This window comes from Streptomyces tendae (genome assembly GCF_014650435.1).
Lineage (GTDB): Bacteria > Actinomycetota > Actinomycetes > Streptomycetales > Streptomycetaceae > Streptomyces > Streptomyces tendae.
Genome location: NZ_BMUY01000003.1, coordinates 89,249 through 113,179 on the forward strand (window position 1 = coordinate 89,249; position 23,931 = coordinate 113,179).

Annotated in this window: 20 protein-coding genes and 3 tRNA genes; 16 read left to right on the forward strand and 7 right to left on the reverse strand. The window is 73.8% G+C overall.

The features are described from left to right. Positions 1 to 101 precede the first annotated feature (101 nt). The 14 genes from IE258_RS09165 (at position 102) to IE258_RS09230 (ending at position 18,190) form a co-directional block, all read left to right on the forward strand. Positions 102 to 515, forward strand: coding sequence for a CU044_2847 family protein (locus IE258_RS09165; RefSeq protein WP_189742608.1), 414 nt, complete (start codon positions 102 to 104; stop codon positions 513 to 515). Beyond that, entirely contained in the window at positions 512 to 2,167 is a 1,656-nt protein-coding gene (locus IE258_RS09170; RefSeq protein WP_189741435.1) for a VMAP-C domain-containing protein, read from the forward strand. The genes IE258_RS09165 and IE258_RS09170 overlap by 4 nt, the downstream gene beginning before the upstream one ends. Before the next feature lie 114 nt (positions 2,168 to 2,281). Continuing rightward, a complete protein-coding gene (locus tag IE258_RS09175; RefSeq protein WP_189741438.1) occupies positions 2,282 to 3,307 on the forward strand; it encodes an AAA family ATPase in 1,026 nt (341 codons plus the stop codon). After that, the gene (locus tag IE258_RS09180; protein WP_189741443.1) at positions 3,307 to 7,377 is read left to right on the forward strand and encodes an SAV_2336 N-terminal domain-related protein; all 4,071 of its coding nucleotides are present in this window, start codon (positions 3,307 to 3,309) and stop codon (positions 7,375 to 7,377) included. The genes IE258_RS09175 and IE258_RS09180 overlap by 1 nt, the downstream gene beginning before the upstream one ends. 141 nt (positions 7,378 to 7,518) lie before the next feature. Beyond that, on the forward strand, positions 7,519 to 8,595 hold the full coding sequence (locus tag IE258_RS09185) for a rod shape-determining protein (RefSeq protein ID WP_189741445.1): 1,077 nt from the start codon (positions 7,519 to 7,521) through the stop codon (positions 8,593 to 8,595). Between the two features lie 31 nt (positions 8,596 to 8,626). Next, positions 8,627 to 10,066 (forward strand): GAF domain-containing sensor histidine kinase, encoded by a 1,440-nt coding sequence (locus tag IE258_RS09190; RefSeq protein WP_189741449.1) that lies wholly within the window; start codon positions 8,627 to 8,629, stop codon positions 10,064 to 10,066. 110 nt (positions 10,067 to 10,176) lie between these two features. Then, on the forward strand, positions 10,177 to 10,323 hold the full coding sequence (locus IE258_RS09195; RefSeq protein ID WP_229891994.1) for a hypothetical protein: 147 nt from the start codon (positions 10,177 to 10,179) through the stop codon (positions 10,321 to 10,323). A 249-nt stretch (positions 10,324 to 10,572) separates the two neighbouring features. Beyond that, positions 10,573 to 11,523, forward strand: coding sequence for a hypothetical protein (locus IE258_RS09200; protein WP_189741452.1), 951 nt, complete (start codon positions 10,573 to 10,575; stop codon positions 11,521 to 11,523). Next, positions 11,520 to 12,563, forward strand: a complete 1,044-nt coding sequence (locus tag IE258_RS09205) for a serine/threonine protein phosphatase (RefSeq protein WP_229891996.1) — start codon at positions 11,520 to 11,522, stop codon at positions 12,561 to 12,563. Before IE258_RS09200 ends, IE258_RS09205 begins: the two co-directional genes overlap by 4 nt. Continuing rightward, on the forward strand, positions 12,560 to 13,675 hold the full coding sequence (locus IE258_RS09210; RefSeq protein WP_229891998.1) for a protein kinase domain-containing protein: 1,116 nt from the start codon (positions 12,560 to 12,562) through the stop codon (positions 13,673 to 13,675). Before IE258_RS09205 ends, IE258_RS09210 begins: the two co-directional genes overlap by 4 nt. 38 nt (positions 13,676 to 13,713) lie before the next feature. Next, positions 13,714 to 14,424, forward strand: a complete 711-nt coding sequence (locus IE258_RS09215) for a vWA domain-containing protein (RefSeq protein ID WP_127894225.1) — start codon at positions 13,714 to 13,716, stop codon at positions 14,422 to 14,424. Next, positions 14,421 to 14,879, forward strand: a complete 459-nt coding sequence (locus tag IE258_RS09220) for a hypothetical protein (protein ID WP_189741454.1) — start codon at positions 14,421 to 14,423, stop codon at positions 14,877 to 14,879. The genes IE258_RS09215 and IE258_RS09220 overlap by 4 nt, the downstream gene beginning before the upstream one ends. A gap of 12 nt (positions 14,880 to 14,891) precedes the next feature. Further along, on the forward strand, positions 14,892 to 15,800 hold the full coding sequence (locus IE258_RS09225; RefSeq protein WP_189741457.1) for a zinc finger Ran-binding domain-containing protein: 909 nt from the start codon (positions 14,892 to 14,894) through the stop codon (positions 15,798 to 15,800). Between the two features lie 158 nt (positions 15,801 to 15,958). Then, the gene (locus IE258_RS09230) at positions 15,959 to 18,190 is read left to right on the forward strand and encodes an MMPL family transporter (RefSeq protein ID WP_189741460.1); all 2,232 of its coding nucleotides are present in this window, start codon (positions 15,959 to 15,961) and stop codon (positions 18,188 to 18,190) included. A 119-nt stretch (positions 18,191 to 18,309) separates the two neighbouring features. Here IE258_RS09230 and IE258_RS09235 read toward each other — a convergent pair whose 3' ends face one another. The 7 genes from IE258_RS09235 to IE258_RS09265 all read right to left on the reverse strand — a co-directional run bounded on the left by IE258_RS09235 (position 18,310) and on the right by IE258_RS09265 (position 21,906). Then, on the reverse strand, positions 18,310 to 19,905 hold the full coding sequence (locus IE258_RS09235) for a polyamine aminopropyltransferase (protein WP_189741463.1): 1,596 nt from the start codon (positions 19,903 to 19,905) through the stop codon (positions 18,310 to 18,312). Positions 19,906 to 19,949: 44 nt separating this feature from the next. Continuing rightward, positions 19,950 to 20,390 carry a DUF350 domain-containing protein gene (locus tag IE258_RS09240; RefSeq protein ID WP_007388107.1) on the reverse strand — a complete coding sequence of 147 codons (441 nt, stop codon included), beginning with the start codon at positions 20,388 to 20,390 and terminating at the stop codon, positions 19,950 to 19,952. Between the two features lie 42 nt (positions 20,391 to 20,432). Next, on the reverse strand, positions 20,433 to 20,828 hold the full coding sequence (locus IE258_RS09245; RefSeq protein WP_127894221.1) for a DUF4247 domain-containing protein: 396 nt from the start codon (positions 20,826 to 20,828) through the stop codon (positions 20,433 to 20,435). Next, a complete protein-coding gene (locus IE258_RS09250; RefSeq protein WP_189741465.1) occupies positions 20,825 to 21,343 on the reverse strand; it encodes a DUF2617 family protein in 519 nt (172 codons plus the stop codon). The genes IE258_RS09245 and IE258_RS09250 overlap by 4 nt, the downstream gene beginning before the upstream one ends. Positions 21,344 to 21,482: 139 nt before the next feature. Beyond that, positions 21,483 to 21,556: transfer RNA gene (locus tag IE258_RS09255), tRNA-Ile, on the reverse strand. A gap of 199 nt (positions 21,557 to 21,755) precedes the next feature. Further along, positions 21,756 to 21,828 (reverse strand) — tRNA-Asn (locus IE258_RS09260). Positions 21,829 to 21,833: 5 nt separating this feature from the next. Continuing rightward, a tRNA-Asn gene (locus IE258_RS09265) sits at positions 21,834 to 21,906 on the reverse strand. A 148-nt stretch (positions 21,907 to 22,054) separates the two neighbouring features. Between IE258_RS09265 and IE258_RS09270 the strand changes: the two genes are divergently transcribed. Next, entirely contained in the window at positions 22,055 to 22,360 is a 306-nt protein-coding gene (locus tag IE258_RS09270; protein WP_189741468.1) for a YtxH domain-containing protein, read from the forward strand. A 49-nt stretch (positions 22,361 to 22,409) separates the two neighbouring features. Beyond that, on the forward strand, positions 22,410 to 23,858 hold the full coding sequence (locus tag IE258_RS09275) for a xylulokinase (RefSeq protein WP_189741471.1): 1,449 nt from the start codon (positions 22,410 to 22,412) through the stop codon (positions 23,856 to 23,858). Positions 23,859 to 23,931: the final 73 nt, after the last annotated feature.

Below are 23,931 nucleotides of genomic sequence, written 5' to 3' on the forward strand. Positions count from 1 at the left end.
GCCGAACGGACCGGCGGCCGGGGACGGGACACGGCCGAGTACCGTCCGTCACAATGGTGCTGCGCACGGACACGTACGGCACACGGGGAGCGAGCGACGTCATGGACGAGTTGGTCGAGTTCAAGACCGAGGACGGCGTGCGGGTGGTCGTCGAGGGCGTCGAGGACGAGGACGGGGCGAGGCTGGTCTCGCGCGGCGACGGCCCGGCCCGCGCGGCCCGCACCTTCGAGGACTCCCTGGACGGGGTGCGGGCGGCGGCCGCGGCCGCGCTGCGGGTCTTCCGGGACGGCTCGCTCAGACCCGACGCCGTGGAGCTGGAGTTCGGGGTCAAGCTGAGCGCGGAGGCCGGCGCGGTCATCGCGAAGGGCTCGGCGGAGGGCCATCTGGTGGTGCGGCTGAGCTGGTCGCCCGAGCCGTCCCCCACGCCTGCCGAACCGCGGCCGTCCGCGACGCGTCCCGAACCCCTGCCGTCCCAGACGCGTCCCGAGACCCCGGACGCCGCCGCGCTGTCATGAGCGGTGCCGCGTGGCACGCCCGCATCGAGTGCGGCAAGGAGGTGGGCGCCGGATTCCTGGTCTCCGCCCGCCGGTTGCTCACCTGCGCCCATGTCGTCCGGTGGGCCGACCGCGCGCCGGTGACGGTGACCTTCCCGGGCCGCCGGGAGCTGGGCGAGCTGTCCGGCACGGTCGCCGTGCACGGCGGCTGGCGGGACGGCGCCGCCGACCTCGGCGACCTGGCCGTACTGGAACTGGACCGGGACGTGCCGCTCACCCCGGCCGTCTTCGCCCCGCCCGGCACCGAGCGGACCGCGCCCGTGCCCGAGCTGATCGCCTACGGCTTCCCCAAGGGGTACGACGAGGGCATGCTCGCCTCCTACCGCGCCCTGCCGGGGCCGCTGATCTCCGACGAGTGGGTCCAGTTGGAGGCGCTCACGGCGCACGGGCAGCCGCTGGCCGCCGGGTTCAGCGGCGCGGCACTGGCGCTGGCCGACGGCACGGTCGTCGGCATGGTCTCCGCCGTCGCCGGCGCCAAGGACGTGCGCGTCGGCCGGATGCTGCCCGTCGAGGTCATGGCGCGCTACTGGCCGGAGCTGGGCGAGCTGGTCCCCACCCCCGGGCACCGGGCGGACGCCCGCAGGCGGCTGTACGCGCTGGTGCGCCGGGCCGAGGAGAGCGGCCCGGACTGCGACCCGAACCGGCTGTACGTCTCCGCCATGGACGCCTTCGACCCGCCGCTGCCGGAGGGCGGTTTCGCCTCCCTGCGTCAGGCCGCGGCGTACGTGCAGTGGGAGGTGCCGGACCCGGCCGCCGTGGCCCGGTTCGCCGACCGGCTGGCACAGCGGCTGGACGCCCCGCCGCCGCGCCCCGCGACCTGGTCCCCCATCGTCGTGGAGATCGACCGCAGCGGTGCCGGTGCCGACCAGGTCACCGTCGAGGTGTCCGCCTACCGGGACGGGCAGCGCCGCCCGGTGGGTTCGCGCCGGCTGGCCCGCGCCGCGGTGCGCTCCTTCGTCCAGGAGCGCATCGACGAGGCGTTCACCCAACTCGATCCCGGCGCCGACGAACTGCTCGCCTTCGTGCTGCCGCGCGAGTGGCTGAACGAGCCGGTGGCGCACTGGGAGTGCGGAGCGGACGACTCCACACCGCTGGGCTGCGCCTACCCGCTCGTGGTGACCGACCGGTACCGCCATCGCAGCGGACGCCTGCGCCACCAGCTGCGGAAGAAGTGGCACCGGCTCGGGTCCGGCCCGGGCGGCACGCTGCACCGCGTGGACTGCGGCACCCGGGAGCGGCCGGCCGGACTGCGCAAGCGCCTGCGGGACGAGGCGGAGCTGGCCGGTTTCGCCACCCCGCCCTCGGCCGTGCCGGAGTACTTCGAGGTCGGCCTCAACCTCCCGGTCCCCGTGCTGCTGTGGCCGCGCCGGGACTGCCCCGGCGACGAGGGACCCGACGGCCGCTGCGCCGGCACGGCGTTCCTCGACCGGCTGGCGGAGTCCGTGGCGGGCGTGCCACCGGCCGAACTGCCCCGCCTGGTCATGGAGTTGCGCGAGACGGCGGACGCGGCCGACGCCCCGGAGGAGCACTGGGCGCGCGACGTCCAGCTCCTGTGGGACGACCCCCGCTGCTTCGCCGAGCCGCCCGCCCTGCTCCACTCCCCGGTCGGCTGAACCGCCCGCCGCGCCCGCGCACCGACCGCCATGCCGAGCCCCGACCGCGACGAACCGACCGCCAGACCGAATGACGTACCGACCGCCGTACCGACAGCCCGGAGAGAAGAACCCATGCCCCTGTGGCCCGTCTACACCGGCGCGCCTGCCCCCCACGACGGCATCACCCGGCTGCCTCCGCCGCCGCCCTGGCGGGCCTTCGACGGCGGTCCGGTGCTCGATCCGCCGGACGCGGACGGCGACCCTGCGGCCGCCTCGCCCGACCGGGCCCACCGGGCCGCGACCTACCAGGCCACCGAGGACACGGTGCAGCTGGTCAACGCGGCCCTGTACCTGCGGCGTCCACTGCTGGTCACCGGGCCGCCCGGCACCGGGAAGTCGTCGCTCGCCTACGCGGTCGCCCGTGAGCTGCGGCTCGGCCCGGTCCTCAGGTGGAACATCACCAGCCGCAGCACCCTGGGCGACGGCCTGTACACCTACGACCCGCTCTCCCGCCTGTACGCGGCCCGCCACACCACGCGGCCGCCCGGCGCCCCCGCCGACGCCACGGGCGTCGAGGACCACCTGCGCCTGGGCCCGCTCGGCACCGCCCTGCTGCCGTACGCGCGACCGCGTGCCCTGCTCATCGACGAGATCGACAAGAGCGACCTCGACCTGCCGAACGACCTGCTGCACGTCCTGGAGGAGGGCCAGTACGAGATCCCCGAACTCGTCCGGGCCTCCCGGGACACCCCCGGCGGCCACGCCGAGGTCCTGGTCGACGGCGCCGACCGGCGGGTGCCGGTGGAGCGCGGCCGGGTCCGCTGCCACGCCTTCCCGTTCGTCGTCCTGACCAGCAACGGCGAGCGCGAGTTCCCGCCCGCCTTCCTGCGCCGCTGCGTCTCGCTGCGGCTGCGGCAGCCCGACGACGACCACCTCGCCGAGATCGTCCGCGCCCACCTGGGCGAGCCCGACGGGTACGCGCGCCAGTTGATCCACCGGTTCCTGTCCCGGGTGGGCAGCGGTGAACTGGCCACGGACCAGCTGCTCAACGCCATCTACCTGGCCCGTTCCTCCGGTCTGGGCGCCGACTCCCTGGACGAGCTGGCCGAGCAGCTGATGCCCTACCTCGGCCGGTCCGCGCAGCCCGACGCCTTCTGATGCCCACCGACCGGCCCGGCGCACCGGACCCCCCGCCGCTGCCCCGCCTCGCCGACATCCTCGGCCGGGCGGCGGGCACCGGTGCCCGTCCGACCCCGCTGGAGCTGGCCGAACTCCTCTGGCTGGCCGGGCAGATGGAGCCGGCGGCGGATCCGTCGGACGGCCCGGAGTCCGGGAGACGGACCTCCGAGCCGCCACCGGGTCCCGAGGACGGCCCGGACGAGCACCCGGAGCAGGACCACGGAGGTGACCGGCGTCGGCACCAGGAGCGGCGCGCACACCGGGACGGGGACCGGGAGCGAGGGTCGGGGCAACGGCCCCGGGACGACGTGCCGGCCGGGCCCGCCCTCTCCGCCGAGACCCCCCGCACCCCCCTGCGCCTGCCGTCCCCGGCCCCCGCCCCGGGCACCTCGACGGCGCAGCCGCACAGCACGCTGCTCGCGCCCGCACCGCCGATGCTGCGCGGCACCCTGGCGCTGCAGCGTTCGCTGCGCCCGCTGAAGCGCCGCAGCGACGCGCCCGTCGGCCACGAGGTGGACGAGTACGCGACCGCCGACCGCATCGCGCGCCTCGGCGCCGGACCCGAGTGGTGGCTGCCCGTGCTGCGCCCCGTACGGGAGCGGTGGCTGCGGCTGCACCTGGTGCACGACGCGGGGCCCACGATGCCCGTCTGGCAGCCCCTCGTCCGCGAACTGCACGCCGCGCTCGCCCAGTCGGGCGTCTTCCGCACCGTCACGCTGCACCGCGCGGAGGCCGACGGCACCGTCCGCGGGGACGGGGCCCAGATCCCCGCCGACGGCCGTACGGTCATGCTGCTGATCAGCGACTGCATGGGACCGCAGTGGCGCGAGGGCCCGGCCGGCACCCGGTGGTTCGGCACGCTGCGCCGCTGGGCCCGCCGCACGCCCCTGGCCGTTCTCCAGCCGCTGCCCGAGCAGTTGTGGCGGGACACCGCCCTGCCGCCGGTCCCGGGCCTGCTGTCCGCCCCGCACCGGGCGGCGCCCAGCGCCTCGCTCGCCTTCACGCCGTACGACACCGCCGCGCCCCGGGCCCCCGAGGGCGCGGCGTACATCCCCGTGCTGGAGCCGGGGCCCGAGTGGCTGGCGAACTGGGCGGCGCTGGTGGCGAGTCCGGGCGGCACCCCGTACCCGGGCGCGGCCGCCGCCCTGCACCGTCCGCTGCCGGCCGACGCCGACGACCGCACCGATCTCGCGCGGCTGTCGGCCGAGGAACTCGTCCTGCGCTTTCGCGCGGGCGCCTCCCCGCAGGCATACCGGCTGGCCGGGCACCTCGCGCTGGGGCGCCCCGACCTGCCGGTGATGCGGCTGGTGCAGGCCGCGGTCGAGCCGGACCCGCGGCCCCAGCACCTGGCCGAGGTCATCCTCGGCGGACTGCTCACCACGGTCCCCGGGCCGCCGGGCTCCTACGCCTTCCGCCCCGGCGTGCGCGAGTTGCTGCTGCGCGGGCTGCCCCGCACCGCCCGCAACCGCACCCACGAACTGCTGCTGCGCACCGGCGGCCTGATCGACGAGCGGGCGGGGCGCTCGCCCGGCGAGTTCCGGGCGCTGATCCCCTCCCGGGAGGGCACCGAGCGGGCCGACACGAACGAGTCGTTCGCGGCGATCAGCGAGGAGAGCGCCCGGCAGCTGACGGTGCGGGAGCGGCCCGCCGTCCCGTCGCCCTTCCCGCCCGCCCTGCGCTCCCGCTACCGGCCCACGCGCCGGCTCACCCCGACCGGGAGGATCTGGCTGGCCGAGGACACCGGTCCGCAGCAGGCCGCGTCAGGACCGACGGCGGCCAAGGGGACGGTGGCGATCCGGCTGCACGGCACGGACACCGACCCGGCCTCGCGCCGTGCGTTCCTGCGGGACGCGCGGCGGCTGACCCGGCTCTCCCACCCGAACCTGGTGACCGTCCTCGACGCCGGCGTGGAGGACGACGTCCCGTACGTCGTCATGGAGCACCTCGACGGCATAGCGCTGAGCGCCCTCACCCGGTCCGACGAACGGCGGCTGCCGGTGCCGCTGACGGTGTCGGTGGGGGCGCAGCTGGCACGGGCGCTCACCGCCCTGCACGGGGCGGGTGTGGCGCACGGCGGCCTGAAGGCGTCCCGGGTGGTCCTCCTGCCGGACGGCACGGTCCGGCTCAGCCTCTTCGAACCGGGGCTGGCCGCGGGCCCGGCGGGACGCTCCGCGGACCTGCGCGCCCTGTGCGACCTCCTGCTGCGGCTGACGTCGGGGGCCTCGCGCCTGACCGTCCCGATCGACTCCCGCCGCCTGGACCGGCTGCCCCGCGCCCTGCGCATCCACTACGCGCACGCCTTCGACCAGCTGATGTCACCCTCGTCCGAGACCCAGGCCCGCGGTCTCGAACTGCTCGCGGACCCGCACCTGCTCACCCGGGCGCAGGAGGCGTACGAACCGCGCCGGTACCGCGCCCTGGGCCCGCTGCGGGTCGGTCTCCCGGACGGCTCGGCCCGTCCCGGTGCCGAGGTGCGCGCGCTGCTCGCGATGCTGCTGCTCAAGCACGGCCGCACGGTGACGCACGAGGAGCTGCGGTGGGGGCTGTGGGATCCGGGCGACGAGCCGCGCAACCCGCGGGCCGAGGTGACCCGGCTGGCGACGAGTCTCGCGGAGGTCCTTGGCCCGGGTGTCCTCGCGAAGTCCGCCCATGGCTACGCCCTGCACACCAGCGCCGACGAGCTGGACCTGGTGCGCTGCGACGAACTGGTGCGGCGCGCCGACGCGGCCGGTCTGCGGGACGCGCTCACCGAGGCCCACGGGCTGGTCACCGAGGCGCTGGCGCTGTGGGGCGGGTCCGAGCCGCTGGCGGACGTGCCCGGCCCCGCCGCCCGCACCGCCCGCACCCGCCTGGTGCGGCTGCGGCTCGCCCTGCACACCAGGCGCGCCGAGCTGGACCTGGCCCTGGGCGAGTACGACCGGGCCGCCACCGACCTGGCCGGCCTGCTGCGGGCCCACCCGCACCGGGAGGACTTCCGCCGCCTGTACCTGATCGCGCTGCGCCGCCAGGGCCGGGGCGAGGAGGCGCTGGAGGTGTACGAGGAGTACGAGCTGTCCGGCGGGCGCAGCCCGGCCCTGACGGCACTGGGCCGGGAGCTGCGCGAGGAGCACGCCGCACCGGCGGACGACGCGCCGTGGCCGGCGTACGAGGAGGCGGACGGCCCCGGGTCGGTGGTGGCCGCGCCGGACGAGTTGCCGGAGGGTCCCTTCCCGACCGAGGACGACTTCTGGACGCCCCTGCTGGGCGGCGAGGCGGGGGACGACAGGGCGCGGCCACCGGTGGACCGGGACGAGAGGCAGGAATTCCAGGAAGCGGAAGCGGACAGGGCCGCGCTGCGTGAGGTGCTGTGGGACGAGGAGCCGGAACCGGAACCGGCTGAGGGACTGGCCGAGGAACCGGAAGCGGACGAGGAGCCGGAACAGGAACCGGCACGGGCGGAGTGGGAGGGACCGGATCCGGAGGAACCGGAGTCGGAGGAGCCGGATCCCGAGGAGCCGGACCTCGACTTCGACGCCGGCCTGCGCACCTGCGTCCGGTACTCCTTCGCCGACGGCCCGGAGGACCGCCGCCCCCGCGCGGCCCTGCACGGCGTGGTCGCGGACCTGCTGGCGGACAGCGGCACGGACGGCGCCTCCTACGAACTGCTGGACGACCGCGGCGGCCTGCTGGTGCTGCTGGCACCGCGTGCGGAGGCCGCGCCGCTGCTGAGGGCGACCGTGACCGGCCTGCCCGGGCTGTCGGCAGGCCCGGACGGTCCGCGGCTGCGGGTGGAGTTCTGGCAGGTGGAGTTCCGGCCGGACGGGCCCGGGGAGCAGTCGCTGGGCCGCGCCGACGCCGAGTCGGTCGGCTCGGTCCTGGACGCGTCCTCCGCGCGGGCGGTCGTCGCCGTCTCCGACTCCCTCTACTACGACGAGGTGTGCGAGGAGGGACAGGACGGGCCCGCGTTCCCGCCGGACCTCTTCCGGCCGCTGCCCGACGGCACCGGCTGGTACCACCTGGTTGGCGGTGCCGGGCCCGCTCAGGAGCGCACGGCCGCCGGGAACCGCTGAACGCTCCGCGCGCCCCCCGTTCAGCGGCCCCCCGCCCGGCCCCCTCCAGCGGGCGCCCGCCCGCGCCGCCGCGCACGATCGGAGCCTGGAGGCCGTCCACCGGGCGGCCCCGCACGGTCCGCGCTCTCGGGAGGATTCGCCATGACCGCCAGTACTGCCAATACCGCCAGTCTGGAGGCGCTGCGCCGCTGCCACTTCGCCGTCGACCTGGGCGCGGCGCGGACCCGCGTCTACGTGAAGGGGGCCGGGCTCGTCGTCGACCAGCCGTCCGCCGCGGCGGTCAACACCCGCACGGGCGCGCTCATCGCGGTCGGCGAGTTCGCGGAGAAGATGACCGGCCGCACCCCCGGCTACATCCGCGTCGTGCGGCCCGTCTCCGGCGGCACGGTGGTCGACATCGAGATGGCCCAGCGCATGCTGCGCCACCTGCTCGGCGACCGGATCCGCCGCGCCCTGCGCCGCAAGCCCCGGCTGCGGGCCGCCGTCTGCACCCCGCACGACGCGGATCCGCTGTCCCAGCGGGCGGCGATCGAGACGCTGGTCGGGCTCGGCGCGCGCCGGGTGGAGCTGGTGGACACGCTCATCGCGGCGGCGGTCGGCTGCGGACTGCCGGTGGAGCAGCCCGAGGCGACCATGATCATGGTGTGCGGCGCGCACGCCACGCAGGTCGCGGTGCTCTCCCTCGGTTCCATCGTGACCGCCGAGCGCATCCCGGTGGGCGGCGAGGCCGTGGACCACGCGATCGTGCAGCTGCTGCGCCACCAGCACGAGCTGGTGCTGCCCAGCCAGTCCGTGCGCCCGCTGCAACTCGCCCTGTCCGGCAACGGGCTGACCCCGCAGGGGCCGGCGTCCACCGAGATCCACGGCCGGGACGTCGCGACCGGCCTGGCCCGCAGTGTGCGGGTCGACACCGCCACGGTGCGCAACGCCATCCAGACGCCGCTGACGGCCGTGCTCGACGGCATCGGCAAGGTGCTGCGGGACTGCCCGCCGGACCTGGTCGCGGACCTCGCCGACCGCGGGATCATGATGGTCGGCGGGAGCGCGCTGCTGCCGGGCTTCGACCAGATGCTGCGCCAGGCCACCGGCATGCCGGTGCACATCGCGGAGCGGCCCGACGTGTGCGCGGTCCAGGGCCTCGGCAGCATGCTGGAGGGCCGGGTCGAACCGCTCGTCCTGCACCCGACGACCGCCGACTCCGACTCCGGCTCCGACTGACCCGCCCCGGGGACCCGAGGGAGCCGGACGCATGACCGCTCGGCCCGCGCCCCGGCTGCCCCGCCTCCTGGAAGCCCTCCTGGGGGCGGGCACCGACCTCGATCTGCGCGGCGTCCTGCAGCACATCGTGGACGGCGCCGCCGAACTGACCGGCGCCGACCGCGCGGCCCTGGTCGTCACGGGCCCCGGGGACAGCGGCCTCACCGAGAGCGACCTCGCCGAGATCCGCACCCCGGGCCCCGACCCCGTACCCGGGACGGCGCCCCTGCTACGGGTGCCGATCCATGTGGGAGACGAGGAGTTCGGCGAGCTGCGGCTGACCGGGCGGCCCGGGGCGGCCCCGTTCACCGTCGAGGACGAGCAGCTGCTGCGTGTCCTGGCCACCCAGGCCGGTGTCTCGATCGGCAACGCCCGGCTGTACGAGACGGCCCGGCAGCGCGAGCGCTGGATCGAGGGCGCGGCGGCCGTCACCACCGCGCTGCTCACCGAGGAGGGCACCGGCGACGCGCTGACCACGGTGGCCGAACGGGCCCGGCTGCTCGCGGGCGCCTCCGCGGGCGTCATCCTGCACCCGACCGCCGAGGGCGGCATGTCGATCGTGACCGCCTCGTCGCCCTACGACCCGGACGGCATGCTCGGCGCGACCATCACGCCGGGCAGCCCCGTGCTGGAACAGCTGCTGGGCGGCGAGCCGGTGTTCATCGAGGACTCGGCGACCGACCCCCGGATGACGACCCACGTACGGCACCGGTTCGGGCCGAGCATGATGCTGCCCCTGCAGGCGGGCGGGCGGCTCGTCGGCACCCTCGCCCTGCCCCGGCGGCGCGGCGGGCGCCCGTACACGGACCTGGAGCGGCTGCTCGCGACGCAGTTCGCCTCGCAGGCGGCGCTCGCCCTCGTCCTGGCCGACGCCCGCCGCGGCCGGGAGCGGCTGGCGGTCTACGAGGACCGCGACCGCATCGCCCGCGACCTGCACGATCTGGTGGTGCAGCGGCTGTTCGCCACCGGCATGATGCTGGAGTCCACCCGGCGCCGCCCGGGCGCCGACGACGTCGGCGACATCCTCGGCCGGGCGGTGGACGAGCTGCGCTCCACGGTCGGCGAGGTCCGCACCACCATCTTCGCGCTCCAGCAGCCCCCGGCCGACCCGCCGACCGGACTGCGCGGCCGGGTCCTGCGCGAGACGGCGTCCGCCGCCGCCCGGCTCGGGTTCGCGCCGTCCACGCACTTCGCGGGCGCCGTAGACACCCGGGTGCCCGACCGGGTCGCCGACCGCCTCCTGACCGCCCTCCGCGACGCCCTGGCCGACACGTCGGCGCGCCCGGGTGTCTCCCGCGTCGAGGTCACCGTGGAGACGCCCGCCAGGTCGCCGGAGGGCCGGGACGGAGTACGTCTCAGAGTCGTCGACGACGGCGAGGGCGGCCCGGAGGAGGGGCACGGGACGACGGTCACGTGGTGGGCACCGCTCTAGTCCTGCCCCGCCACGCCCCGCCTTGCCCTGCCCTGCCCTGCGGACGCGGGGTGCTGGTCTCCCGGACGGGGTACCCGTGCCGTGACCGCCCGGCAGGAGGAGGTACCACGATGAGCGAGCCGACCCCGTCCCAGGCCGAGGGCGAACGCGACGACGAACCGGACACCCCGGAGGTCCCGCACACCACTCCCTCCCAGGCCGAGGGCGAACGCGACGACGGAGTCGAGAGCGCCGAGGAGGAGCCGGAAGGCCGGTGACACGTCCCACCCGCGGAAGCGGCCGGCCCGTCACCGCCGGGACAGTTGTTCAGCCGCCCGGAACGGGCTGCTGAACAACTCGGGACCCGCTCAAATCGACAGCGCAGGCCCTTCAGATCACTCAGCGGCGGAACGATCAGGGCGGGCGCTTCCGTGGGCGGGGAATGAGTCCGACCCCGTGCGAGCGGCCCCCCGCGCCGCCCGTCCCACGGGAGGAAGACGTATGGCGGATGGCAGCCGGAAGCCGGCATGGTGACGCATCCGCTGACGTACGACCCGGTGGTCGAGGCCCGGACGCTGCCGCGGGTCCGCCCGCCGGGCCCGGTGCGGACGCCGCCGCCGGGCAGGGCGCTGGTGCTGGTCCCGGACGCCGGGCCGGTGCGCACGGTCGGTCCGGGAGAGCCGGTGCCCGAGCTCCGGGCGGGCGTGTACCGGCGGATGTTCCTGGTGGACACGACGGAGCACCGGCTCGTTCTCGAGCTGCGGCCGGGCGGACGGGGAGCTCCGGGGGCACGGGGGGCGCCCGCACCGTTGCACTGCCGCGTGGAGCTGATGTGCCGGGTGGCCGACCCCGGCGGCGTGGTGGCGCGGGGCATCCGCGACATGAGCGCCGCATGGGAGGGACCCCTGCGTGAACGGCTGCGGGACGTGTCGCGCGGATACGGCACCGGCCCGCCCCGGGCCGTACAGGACGCGTTGAACGCCGCCCTGCGGGACTTCACCGGGGACGCGGACGTCCGGCTGTACGGAGCCCGGGCCGAGCTGCTCCCCCGTCGGGAGCCGTCCGCCGGCCCCGGCGGCAGCCGCGTGCGCGGAGTACCGCGCGGCCCCGCCGCTGCGGCGCCGGGGTTCGACGGACCCCGCGTGCTGCCGGGCGAGGTGGTGGCACGCAAGGAGGAACCACTGCCGCCGCCCAGGCCGACCCGGCCCCCCGACGTACCGCCGCCCCGGCCACCCCGGCCGCCGGACGCACCGCCGCCCCCGGCGTCACCGCCGTCGACGCCATCCCCACCGTCCGCGCCATCCGCGCCGTCCGCGCCGTCCGCGCCGTCCGCGCCGTCCGCGCCGGAGCGTCGGGTGAGCCGGGTGCGAGGCGCCGGGACGACGGACGACGGGGCGCGCCGCAACGGACGACGCGACGGCCGGGGCGATGGACGAAGCGATGGTCGCCGCGACGGCCGGGGCGGTGGACGGACGTGATCATTCCGCCGAAGCCCACCCTCCCGCCGGGCAGCCCTCGCTCCCGGCCGGGCCATCTGACCTGGTCGGCCGCCGACGGCAGGCTCCAGGCCCTCGTCGTGTGGACGGAACGCCACCCGGGCCACGGCGAGGACGCCGAACCGCTCGCGGTGTACCACCGGCCCACCGCGAACGGCGTGCTGGCCGTCTTCGACGGCTCGGGCGGCTCCGGAGCGGCCCCTGCCTGGCGCGGACCCGACGGCGCGACGTACACCAGCGCCTGGGCCGGTGCCCGGGTCGCCCGACTTGCCACGGAGTGCTGGTTCCAGCACTCCCTGGCCTCCGCGGAGGAGGACTCCCTGCCGCACCTGAAACACTTCCTGCGGACCGTGCAGCACGCGGCTCCGACGGGAGCACGGAGCAAGATCACCGGATCCATGCGCCGGGTCCTGCCCACGACCCTGGCCGCGGTCCGGTACCGGGCCCACGAGGAGGGCGTCCACTGGCAGGCGATCTGGGCCGGCGACTCCCGGTCGTACGCCCTGCTTCCGGTCAGCGGCCTGCACGCGCTCACCCGCGACGACACGCGGGAGACCGACGCGCTCGCCCAGCTCCGGCAGGACCCGCCGATGACGAACGTGATCTGCGCGGACCGCGACTTCACCCTCTCCGCCCACGGCGGCGAGTTCAGCGAGCCGTGCGTCCTGCTGGCCGCCACCGACGGCTTCTTCGGCTACGTGCACACGCCCGCGCAGTTCGAGTGCGTCCTGCTCGACACCCTCGGGCGGGCCCGGGACATGGGCGACTGGGCCGGGCTGCTGCGCCGCGCCATCCAGCCGGCCACGGGCGACGACGCGTCGCTCTCCCTCGCGGCCCTCGGCTTCGAGGGCTTCGGGCAGTTGCGTGACGCCTTCGCCGAGCGGCACGCGGACGTCGTACGGAGCGGGTACCTCGATGTCCCGCCGGGCGGCGGTCCGCAGGCGCTGCGCGGCTGGCAGGACCGGACCTGGGAGACCTATCGGCCCGCCTACGAGAAGTTCATGCCGGAGGTGCCGGAGTGAAGCCGGGGGACGTGATCGGGGGGTACCGGGTCGTCACCGAGCCGACCAACGCCGACGGCGGGAAATGCGTGTGGGCCTTCGCCGAGAAGGACGGCAAGGAGTACTTCCTCAAACGCTTCCTGGAGCCCAAGCGCCCCCGCGAGGGCTCCGCGGGCAGCGCCGCGAGCCGGCGGATCAGGCTGGAGACGTGCCGGGAGTTCGAGGAACGGCACCGGAGCATCATGAAGCTGCTGCGCCCCGACGCCAGCGGCGCGGGCAACCTGGTCCTCGCCACGGACTTCTTCCACGCGGGCAGCACCTACTACAAGGTGACCGAACGCATCGACACCGCCAGCCTGGCGGACCCGCAGTCACTCGGCCCGAAGCAGAAGGCGGTCCTGCTGAGGACGCTGGCGACCAGCCTGCGGCTGCTGCACGACATCGACGTGGTGCACGGCGATCTGAAGACGGCCAACGTCCTGGTCCAGAAGCGGACGGCCGCCGCGTTCCACACGGCCAAGCTCATCGACTTCGACGACTCGTACCTCTCCGGCCGCCCTCCGGCCCGCGAGGAGATCGCGGGAGACTCGCTGTACGGCGCACCGGAGTGGCGGCGCTATGTGCGGGGCGAGGAGTCCGTACAGGCCCGGGACCTGACGACGGCCGTGGACGTCTTCGCGCTGGGCCTGATGACGCACCTCTATCTGACCGGCTCGCTGCCCGCGTACACCGGCCGCTACGGGTCCCCGGCGGACGCGGTGAACGCGGCCGAACCACTGGTCGCCGACGAACGGCTCGGCACTCCGATGCAGGCCCTGATCGCGGCCATGACCTCGGCCGACCCGGGTGCCCGGCCCACCGTCGCCGGGTTCCTGGAGGCGCTGAAGGACGCCGGGCTGTGCACCCTCCACAGCACCCCGCAGCCACGTCCGGCCGCCGCCGTCCCGGGCGGGGAGCACGCCGGTCCCACGGCGTCCGACGGACCCCGCCGGAGCCGGGTGCAGTTCAACCCGCCGGACCGCTCCGTACGCCGGCCGCCGCCGGTGGCGGACGACGGACCGAAGAAGTCCAGGGTCAGGATCAATCTCGGCCGCCACCGGGACGACCTCCCCGGCCCCCGCCCCGCCCCGTAACCACCCCCAAACCTCCCTGCGAATCCGAGGAGCAACGCGTGAGCGCGGAGATCGAGAAGTACCACGGCAACCTGCAGTACGCCGTCGACATCGTGATGTGCATCGACGCCACGGGCAGCATGTATCCCGTACTGGACATCGTGAAGAACAACTCGCTCCGGTTCCATCAGCGGCTGAACGAGGTGATGGCGAGGAAGAGCAAGGAGATCAGCCAGCTGCGGCTGCGGATCATCGCCTTCCGGGACTTCGGGGACGATCCCTCCGACGCGATCGAGCAGACGGACTTCCTGCGCCTGCCCCAACAGGTGGCGGAATTCGAGAACTTCGTACGGAACCTGGAGGCGGGCGGCGGCGGGGACATCCCCGAGTCCGGCCTCGAGGCGCTGGCCCTGGCCATCAACTCCCCCTGGGAGACCGGCCTCGACCGGCGGCGTCACGTCATCGTCATGTTCACCGACGCTCCCGCCCACCCGCTCGGCACGGTGGGTGTCGGCGCGCAGACGTATCCGCGGAACATCCCGCGCTCCATGGACGATCTCTTCGAGCAGTGGGGATACGCCCGCAGCCAGACGGCGGTGATGGAGCAGTCGGCGAAGCGGCTCGTCCTCTTCGCTCCCGAGGAGGAGCCCTGGCAGGAGGCGATCGGGGAGGAGTGGGACCTCACGCTGCACTTCCCCTCCAGGGCCGGGGAGGGACTGGAGGAGTTCGAGATGGACGAGATCATCGAGACGATCGCGAACAGCCTGTGAGTTTCCGGCTGCAGGGCGACGGCGTCCGGCTGGACTTCGACGGGCGGCGGTGGCTGGTGTTCTCCTGGAGCCGACGGGACGGCGTCGCGGGCGGTGTCGGCGGCCGCCTGTATGTGGAGCCCACGTGCTGTCTCTCGGTCGCGGGCCGGCTGTCGGACCACGACGGGAGCCTGCGCCTGGCGTTCCGGTTCCGGCCCTCGGGGATGAGCGTCGGCGACGTCGCGGCGGAGATCGTCGTGGGCGCCGACCAGGCGGAGCCGGCCTGGCAGTTCGTGCAGTGGTTCGCGCACACGTACCGCGTCGAGGACGTCTCCGCCTCCTGGTGGGACGACGACGCCGAGCCGTCCGCCGGTGAGCGGGAGCGGAGCCGGGACTGGCTCGGCGCGCCCGTGTCACCGGCGACGCGAGACCTGTTCCGCTCGGTCATGGCTCGCCTGACCGTCGCGGACGCGTGAGTTCGGGGAGGCATGGTGGCCGGGCCGACCTGGCAGTGCTCGGACTGCGACACGTACAACGACGCCGCGGTGCGGGTGTGCCACGTCTGTGAGACACCGCGCGCGGCGATACGCCGGGACGCTCCCGAGCCGCCTGCCGGAAAGAAGGCGGTACCGAAGACCCCCGCCACGAAGAGGTCCCCCGCCACGAAGAAGGCCGCCACCACGAAGAAGGCGGCCCCCACGAGAAGGCCGCCCGCCGCCAAGAAGCCGGCCGCCGCCAAGAGGACTCCCGTCACCAAGTCGCCTCCCACGAGCGGCCGGAGAACGCCTCCCGACCTGCGCTCCGGCATGACGGGACCGAGCAGCCCGACGGTACGGGGAAGCGCCGCGCCGCCCCTTGCCATGGAGGCCCTGTTCGGAAGCAGCACCGCCCCGGTCCGGACACCCCCGAGGGAGGCGACCCGCGGGGAGCTGGTGGCGGGATGCGGCTGCCTCCTGTTCCTCGCAGCGGTCGTCATCGTCCCGATCGTCCTGCTGATCCTCAACTGGTCGGCCGTGACCTCGTTCGTGACCGGCTCCGACTCCTCGAAGCCCTTTCCGACCGCATCGGCGAGCGGCCCCTGCCCGAAGCCGATGGCCGAGATGCTGCCGGAGGGGACCGGGGCCCGACTCGTCGCCGCCTACAGCAGGGACGACCTGGAGGAGCGGTACGCCTTCTGCCGGACCACGGCGGGAAAGGTCTTCTACTTCGCCAGGATGAAGGACGGCGAACCGTACGGCGACCCCACGGAAGCGAGGAAGTCCGAGAACGGCTACGTGGTGGACTTCATGCCGCAGGGAACCAGCTACCACTTCCGCGACGGCGAGGTGGCGGCCTACGACGAGGACGGCAAGGAGATCTGGACGGGAGAGCTCGTCCCCGAGGCTTCGGCCGACTGACGGTCGGCACACTTGACGGTGTCAGGAAAATCTCGCACTGCCAAAGCCACTTGCCGCGTGGATAGCGTCATGGCCGGCGACGGGGCAGCGGCTCCGCCGCACCCCCACCACCAGCGCGGGCCATGGATGCACGCCGCAAGAACGCAAGGAGAAGGTGCGTGTTTGAACGCATAGCCGAACTGGCGGTCCGCCGGTCCCGGCTGGTACTCGTCGTCGCAGCCGTGGCCGTGGTCCTCATGGGAGCTCTGGGCGCCGGCGCGTTCGGCAAGCTCCTGCCCGGCGGCTTCGACGACCCGTCCTCCCAGTCCAGCAAGGCCAAGGCGGTCATCACCGACAAGTTCGGCGGGGAGTCGAACCTGGTCCTGCTGGTCAGTGCCCCCGAGGGCGGCGTCGACGGCGCGACCGCGAGGCAGCGGGGCAAGGAGCTGGCGGCCGGTCTCAAGGAGGAGGAGACGGTCGCGAACGTGATCTCGTACTGGGACACGGGCAACCCGGAACTCCGTTCCGAGGACGGCGAGCAGGCGATGGTGCTGGCCCATGTGAAGGGCGGTGACACCAAGGAGCGCGAGAACGCCAAGGAGATCATCGACGAGTACACCGGCGCGCAGGACGGCGGGCTCACCGTCGAGGCCGGCGGCACCGCGGCCGTGGGCGACGACATGGGAACGTACTCCGGCGAGGACCTCGTCCTGGCCGAGTCGATCGCCCTGCCGCTGACCCTCCTGCTGCTCCTGTTCGTCTTCGGCAGTGTGGTCTCGGCCCTGCTGCCGCTGGCCATCGGACTCATCGCGATCGTGGGGACGTTCGCGGAACTCTTCCTGCTCGGCAGCGTCACCAGCATCTCCATCACGGCCACCAACCTGACCACCGCCCTCGGTCTCGGCCTCGGCATCGACTACGCGCTGCTGATGGTCAGCCGGTTCCGCGAACAGCTCGCGAAGGGCGCGAGCGTGGACGACGCCGTCCGGCACACCGTGCACACCGCGGGCCGTACGGTCGCCTTCTCCGCCGCCACCGTGGCGGTCGCGCTCGCGGCGCTGCTGGTCTTCCCGCAGTACTTCCTGCGCTCGTTCGGGTACGCCGGCGTCGGTGTGGTCGCCATCGCCGCCGTCAGCACCCTGTTCGTGATGCCGGCCCTGCTCAACGTCCTGGGGCACCGGGTCAACAAGGGGCGGCTGCCGTGGGCGAGGACGGCGGAGCGGCCGGACGACTCCCGGGTGCCCTTCTGGGGGCGGCTGGCCCGCACGGCCATGCGGCGTCCCGCGCTCACCGCGCTGCCGGTGCTGGCGGTGCTGCTGCTGGCGGCGAGCCCGCTGCTGGGCATCTCCATCGGCATCGCGGACGAGCGCTCGCTGCCCGAGGACGCGGCCAGCCGCCGGGTCTCGGCCCGGTTGGCGGAGAACTTCAACGGCAGCGACGCCGCGGCCGTCCACGTGGTCATGGACGAGTCCGTGGGCACGGCACCGCTCGGCTCGTACGCGGGCAGGCTCTCGCAGCTCGACGGCGTGGTCCGCGTCGAGGCGTCCACCGGGACCTACACCGGCGGGCGGGCCGCGGCGCCCGGTCCGCGCAACGCCGCGCTCGGCCGCCCCGAGGCACAGCGGATCAACGTGGTGAGCGACCTGGCCCCGATGTCGGACGCGGCCCAGGACCTGGTCAGGGACGTCCGGGCGGTCGCGGCACCCGAAGGCGCGGAGCCCCTGGTGGGCGGCAGGGACGCCGCGCTGGTCGACTCCAAGGACTCCATCACCGGCCTGATCCCGCTCGCCGGGGGCCTGATCGCGCTCACCACCTTCGTCCTGCTGTTCCTGTTCACCGGCAGCGTGGTGCAGCCGCTGCGGGCGCTGGTGCTCAACATCGTCAGCCTGGGAGCGGCGCTCGGCGTCATGACGTGGATGTTCCAGGGGGGCCACTTCTCCGACCTGTTCGGCTTCACGCCGCAGCCGATGGAGGTGTCGATGACGTTGCTGATGTTCTGCATCGCCTTCGGCCTCTCGATGGACTACGAGGTGTTCGTCACCAGCCGGATCAAGGAGCTGCACGACCAGGGCGCGGACAACGGGACCGCGGTGGTCGACGGGCTCGGGCACACGGGACGGATCGTCAGCGCGGCGGCCTGCCTGCTGGCGGTGAGCTTCTTCGCCTTCGGGACGGCCGGGATCAGCTACATGCAGATGTTCGGTCTGGGCAGCGGACTGGCCATCCTCATCGACGCCGTCGCCGTCCGGGGTGTGCTCGTGCCCGCCGCGATGCGCCTGCTCGGCGGTTCGGCCTGGTACGCCCCGCCGTTCCTGCGGAAGTTCCACGACCGCTTCGGCCTCAGCGAGGGCGGCCACGAGCCGGCACCGGTGGCGGAGCGCACGTACGAGAAGGACCCGACGGGAGTCTGACCACGCGGGGCGCCCCGCTCCCCTCGGCCCCGGACACAGTGCCCGTCTCCGTACCCCCGCGGAGGCGGGCACGGCCGCGTCGCCGGACGCGACGCGGCCGTGCCCCAGGTCGTCCCGGCTCAGTAGTCGCGCCACTCGTCCTGAACGTATTCGAGCACCGCGGGATCCATCAGGGTGCTCGGCCGTACGTCGGTGCGGCGGCGGTCGACGGGGAACACGGTGGCCGCCTCCAGCACCGCCCGGTCCAGGTAGCGGAGCTTCGGCGTGTCCGGGGCGAGCCGCAGCGGCGGGGCCTCGGTTCCGGGGCGGGCGAGGACGAAGCCCCAGTTGCCGAAGCTCGGCACGTCGACCTGGAACTCGGTCGTCGCGTACCCGGCGGTCTCGATGGTCTTCGCGATCGACCAGTAGGTCTTGGGGGCGAAGAACGGCGATCCGCTCTGCACCATGACCTGGCCGTTCGGCGCCAGCACCCGGCGGAGCAGGTCGTAGAACTCCACCGAGTACAGCTTCGCCAGCGACGCCGAGTCCGGGTCCGGGAAGTCGATGATCACCGCGTCGTACTGCTGCCGGGCCTCGCGCAGCCAGGTGAAGGCGTCCGCGTTGACGACCTTGGCCCGCGGATCGTCCAGCGAACCGTGGTTGAGCTTGCGCAGCGGCTCGAAGGTGCGTGCCAACCGGGTCATCGCCGGGTCCAGTTCGACCAGGGTGACGTGCCGGACGTCCTCGTGGCGCAGCACCTCGCGCAGCGCGAGCCCGTCGCCGCCGCCCATGACCAGCACGTCGGAGTGGGGGCCGGACAGCGCGGGGTGGACCAGCGACTCGTGGTAGCGGTACTCGTCGACCGAGCTGAACTGGAGGTCGCCGTTGAGGAAGAGCCGTACGTCGGGCTCCCCGGTGAAGGCGGTGGAGCGGGTGACCACGATGTCCTGGTACTGCGTGGTCTCGGAGTGGATGATCGGGTCCGCGTACATGTGCTGGCGCGCCGTCACCTCCAGGTCGTCCGCCAGCACGTACGTCGTACCGAGCGCGGCGAGCACCAGGGTGACGCCGGCCAGCAGCCCGGCCTTGACCAGCCGGCCCGTCTGACGGCGGAAGATGAACACCACGACGATGACCCCGGCGACCGCGTTGACCACGCCGACCACCAGCGCGCCCTTCAACTGGCCGAAGGTCGGCAGCAGGAACAGCGGGAAGCACAGGCCGCCGACGAGGGCTCCGATGTAGTCGACGGCGAACATGTCGGCGACGGCGCTGCTCGCCTCCTGCTTGCGGATGCGCTGGAGCAGCGTCATCAGCAGCGGGATCTCGGCGCCGATGAGCAGGCCCACCACCAGGGACACCACGATCATCGCGGGCATGTAGAGCTGGAGCCAGGCGAAGGCCGCGTACAGCATCAGGACGGACAGGCCGCCGACCAGCGCGAGCACTCCCTCCACCACCGCGAAGGCGACGACGGGTCGGTGGCGCAGCGGTTTGGCGGCCAGCGAGCCCACGCCCATGGCGAAGACCATCACGGAGATGACCACGGAGGTCTGGAGCACCGAGTTGCCGATGAGGTAGCTGCCCAGCGCGGTCAGGGCCAGTTCGTACACGAGGCCGCAGGCCGCGCAGAGGAAGACGGCGAGCAGCAGCAGGAACCGCGCCCCCCGGGTGTGGTGGTCGGCCGGGGGTTGCGGCGGCGCCGCGACGGCGCGGTCGTCCAGGGCGGAACTCATGGGGGTGGCCTCGCGGTGGTCCTGGGAGGTGGTGGTCGGTAGCCCTAGGAGAGGGCCGCGCCGACCATGGCGGCGGTGCCCAGGTACATGCCGGCCTGGACCCAGGCGGCGGGGTGCGGGCGGCGGTCGTCGCCGTCGTCGAGGGCGACCGCGCCCATCTGGCCCGGCGTCAGCATGCCGATGACGATGCCGACCAGCGTCATCACCAGCACCCCGGCCAGCCCGTAGAGGAGCGTGCTGAACAGGCCGTATCCGAGGCCCTCTTCGGACTCGCTGGCCCGGATGGCCGACATGATGACCAGCCCGACCGCGACGGACTGGCTGCCGAGGAGCACGGCTGCGCCGCGGTTGCGGTCGCGCCACACCACGTGGAAGAGCTTGCCGGGTGTGACGAGGTCGAGGGCGACGAAGCCGACGGCCATCACGGCGAGGCCCACGACCCCGTAGAGCAGGGCCTGCCCGGCCGACTCGAATATCTCGGTCACTGCGTTGCCTTTCTGGAGGGCGTCATCGCGAGGTGCCGGGCGTCACTTGCCGGAGCCGGGGCCGCCGCCTCGGAAGCTGCTCGGGTTGGGCCAGTAGGTGAGGTGCTGCTGGTGCCGGCGGTAGCCGTTGCGGTAGTCCTCGATCTCGATCGTGCTGCCGTTCCGGTACGGCGAGACGGTCACCATGTCGTCGCCGTAGCGCAGGAATTCCATGCCGTCGCCGGACGCCCGGTCGAGGGCGTCGCGGTGGTCGTCGATCGCGTCGGCGACCTTGGCCGGCGAGCTGTCCTTGTCGAGCCACCCGCTCCCGCCGGTGGAGTACGTCTTGCCGATCCAGCTGCGCGGGACGCCGTCCTCCCCGTCGCTGGAGCAGGCGGAGAGCAGGACCGTGACCAGCACGGCCGCCACCGCCCCGCGCAAGAGTCGGGCGCTGTTCATCGAGCCTCCAGCCGGCTGTGCGTCGATACGATGTGCCCGTCCTGCGGATAGCTGTGCCAGGTGCGCCAGGCCAGCCCCGGGCGGTCCGCCCCGCCGGATCCCTCGCCGCACGCCTCGACGACCACCGCCGTCACCGCTTCAGGAGACCCGGGGAAGACCCCGCTCAGGCTGTGCTCCGCCTCGTCGGCGCGGCTCAGGGCGTCCGCGACCCGGGCGCTGAACTCCACGGGATCCAGGCATTCCGTGACGGCGCTGAAGTCGTACGTCCACCCCGCGGGCCGCCGGGTGAGCGTCGTCGGCAGTCCCCTGACCGCCTCGGGCAGGCACGCCACGGTCTCCCGCACCGGGCCCGCGAAGACCTGATGGGACGCGCCGAGCAGCCTCAGCCGCACGGCGAGCCCTCCCAAGGACACCTCACGCTCGGCGAGCGCCGGCAGTTCGGCCAGGTCCAGGGAGAAGCAGAGCTGATCCGCGGCCGTATCCAGGAAGGCAGCTTGCAGAGATACGGCGTGCATGCGGCCCCCCGGTCCGATAGTGCTACGAGCGGCGCCGAGTATGACACATGCGTCAGCGATGGCTGGAAGGAGGCCCTTGAGCGGTCCCGGTCCAGGCTCGCACCGCAGGTGAGAACGTTCCTGCGGCCAGGCACATGAGTGGGGCGGGTGGGACTCGAACCCACGGCCGACGGATTATGAGTCCGCTGCTCTAACCGGCTGAGCTACCGCCCCATAGCGGCGTGTCGCGTACATGTGTGCGCGCCGTCTGCCGCAGCATAGCCGCTCATACGATCTCCTGCCTCGGATGGTCGGCTTCCACGGCTGCCCTCATGACCTTGAGGACTCCGCAGCGTGCCGCGTGGTTCCCGGGTCTCGAAGGCAGTCTCGAGGGCACATGAAAAAGGACCCCGGAGGGTCCTCGTTCACGGTGCTCCCCCGACTGGACTCGAACCAGTAACCTGCCGGTTAACAGCCGGCTGCTCTGCCAATTGAGCTACGGAGGACCGAGCTCCCCGGACTGGACTCGAACCAGTAACCTGCCGGTTAACAGCCGGCTGCTCTGCCAATTGAGCTACCGAGGAATGTCGGTGTCGCATCGAACGCGTCTGCCTGGGTATTCGCCAGGGGGCGCGCGCTCGCTGCGACACATACATTAGCGCAAGCAGGGGGGTGCTCCGCCAATCGGTACTCGCCAGCACCCCGGAGCCAGTGAAGGGAAGGGTGGCCGCCATGCGTTACCGGCTCACGTTCGTCGTCGGACTAGCGGTGGGTTACGTGCTCGGCACGAAGGCCGGGCGGGAGCGTTACGAGCAGTTGCGGAAGTCCGCGCAGCAGGTCGCGCAGAACCCGGCCGTGCGCAACACCGCGGAGTCCGCCGCCCAGCAGGGCAGGCACTTCGCCGACAAGGCGTACCACGTGGTGAGCGACAAGGTCGGTGACCGGATGCCCGACTCGGTGACCCACCGGGTCCGCTCGCTGCGGGAGCGCGGCAGCAACGGCAGCGGTCCGGACGACTGGGGCACGAGCAACACCTGAGGCCCCCGGGCGGTACGGGCACCGCCCCCGGTGCGGCAGAATTTCGGGTATGGGGATAGTCGCCGGGTTGGACAGTTCGCCCGATTTCACTCGTATCGTCGTCTGCGATTCGGACACGGGTGCCGTGCTGCGCCAGGGCTACGCGCCGCACCCGCTGGAGAGCCCCGAGGGCGGGGGCCGGCCCGCGGACGTCGATCCGCAGGTCTGGCTGCTGTCCCTCGGGGAGGCGGCCGGCGGCGGGCTCCTCGAGGGCGTGCAGGCCATCGGCGTGTCGGCGCAGGCCAACTCGGTCGTGCCGCTGGACGCCCAGGGCAACACCGTGCGCCCGGCCATGGTCGGCGGCGACAAGCGCTCCCAGGTCGCGGCGGCCGACCTCATCGACGCGCTCGGCGGACGTGAGGCGTGGGCGCAGGCCGTGGGCTCGGTGCCGCAGACCGGGCAGCCGGTGACGAAGCTGCGCTGGCTGGCGCGGAGCGAGCCGGAGGCCGCCGCGCGGACCGCCGTACTGCTCCAGGCCCACGACTGGCTGGTGTGGCAGCTGCTCGGGCGGCCCGCCCGGCGGACCACCGACCGGGGCGGGGCGTCGGGCACCGGGTACTGGTCGGCGGCGACCGGCGGTTACCGGCCGGACCTGGTCGAGCTGGCGCTCGGGCACCAGGCGATGCTGCCGGAGGTGATCGGCCCGGCCGACGCGGCCGGTACGACGCCGGAAGGACTGCTGATCTCCGCCGGCACCGGTGAGACCCAGGCCGCCGCCTTCGGGCTCGGCATCGGACTGGGCGACGCGGTGGTGTCGCTGGGCGCGTCCGGGTCCGTGATGGCCGTGCACCCGGAGGCGCTCGTCGACCAGTACGGCATGATCACCTCCCTCGCCGACGCCACCGGCATGCACCTGCCGGTCGTCACCACCCTGAACGCCGTGCGGGCCCTGCGCGGCACCGCCGAACTGCTCGGGGTGCCGGACCTGGAGAGTCTGTCGGAGCTGGCGATGAAGTCGACGCCCGGATCGCACGGGCTGGTGCTGCTCCCCTATCTGGAGGGCGAGCGGACGCCGAACCTGCCGCACACCGCCGGGACCCTGGCCGGCCTCAGGCGCGAGTCGATGCGGCCCGAGCATCTGGCGCGGGCCGCGTTCGAGGGCATGCTGTGCGGTCTCGCCGACGCCCTGGACGTGCTGCGCGGCCGGGGTGTGGACGTACGGCGGGTGTTCCTGCTGGGCGCGGCGGCCGAGCTGCCGGCCGTGCAGGCGGCGGCGCCGGCGCTGTTCGGGACGCAGGTCGTCGTACCGCAGCCCGCGGACTACGCGGCGATCGGCTCGGCCCGCCAGGCGGCCTGGGCGCTGGGCGTCTCCCAGGGCACGCTGGACCCGCGCACTCCCCCGGTCTGGCAGGGCGCGGTGGCGCAGGTCCTGGAGCCGGGCGAGGAGCTGGCGGTGGGGCAGGCCGTGCGCCAGCAGTACGTGTCGGTGCGCGAGCAGACGCACCCGGGCGCGCTGTGAAGCGGAGGCTTACCGCCCGTAGGCCGGAATTTGCCGTGCTCTTGGGTTAATCGGTTGAGGTAACGCGGGTGGA

Coding starts and splice junctions, on each gene's coding strand:
- IE258_RS09275 (WP_189741471.1), top strand. CDS start 22,410: ATGGGGATAGTCGCCGGGTTGGACAGTTCGCCCGATTTCACTCGTATC.
- IE258_RS09245 (WP_127894221.1), bottom strand. CDS start 20,828: ATGAACAGCGCCCGACTCTTGCGCGGGGCGGTGGCGGCCGTGCTGGTC.
- IE258_RS09225 (WP_189741457.1), top strand. CDS start 14,892: ATGGTGGCCGGGCCGACCTGGCAGTGCTCGGACTGCGACACGTACAAC.
- IE258_RS09235 (WP_189741463.1), bottom strand. CDS start 19,905: ATGAGTTCCGCCCTGGACGACCGCGCCGTCGCGGCGCCGCCGCAACCC.
- IE258_RS09180 (WP_189741443.1), top strand. CDS start 3,307: ATGCCCACCGACCGGCCCGGCGCACCGGACCCCCCGCCGCTGCCCCGC.
- IE258_RS09170 (WP_189741435.1), top strand. CDS start 512: ATGAGCGGTGCCGCGTGGCACGCCCGCATCGAGTGCGGCAAGGAGGTG.
- IE258_RS09270 (WP_189741468.1), top strand. CDS start 22,055: ATGCGTTACCGGCTCACGTTCGTCGTCGGACTAGCGGTGGGTTACGTG.
- IE258_RS09195 (WP_229891994.1), top strand. CDS start 10,177: ATGAGCGAGCCGACCCCGTCCCAGGCCGAGGGCGAACGCGACGACGAA.
- IE258_RS09190 (WP_189741449.1), top strand. CDS start 8,627: ATGACCGCTCGGCCCGCGCCCCGGCTGCCCCGCCTCCTGGAAGCCCTC.
- IE258_RS09250 (WP_189741465.1), bottom strand. CDS start 21,343: ATGCACGCCGTATCTCTGCAAGCTGCCTTCCTGGATACGGCCGCGGAT.
- IE258_RS09200 (WP_189741452.1), top strand. CDS start 10,573: ATGGTGACGCATCCGCTGACGTACGACCCGGTGGTCGAGGCCCGGACG.
- IE258_RS09165 (WP_189742608.1), top strand. CDS start 102: ATGGACGAGTTGGTCGAGTTCAAGACCGAGGACGGCGTGCGGGTGGTC.
- IE258_RS09185 (WP_189741445.1), top strand. CDS start 7,519: ATGACCGCCAGTACTGCCAATACCGCCAGTCTGGAGGCGCTGCGCCGC.
- IE258_RS09175 (WP_189741438.1), top strand. CDS start 2,282: ATGCCCCTGTGGCCCGTCTACACCGGCGCGCCTGCCCCCCACGACGGC.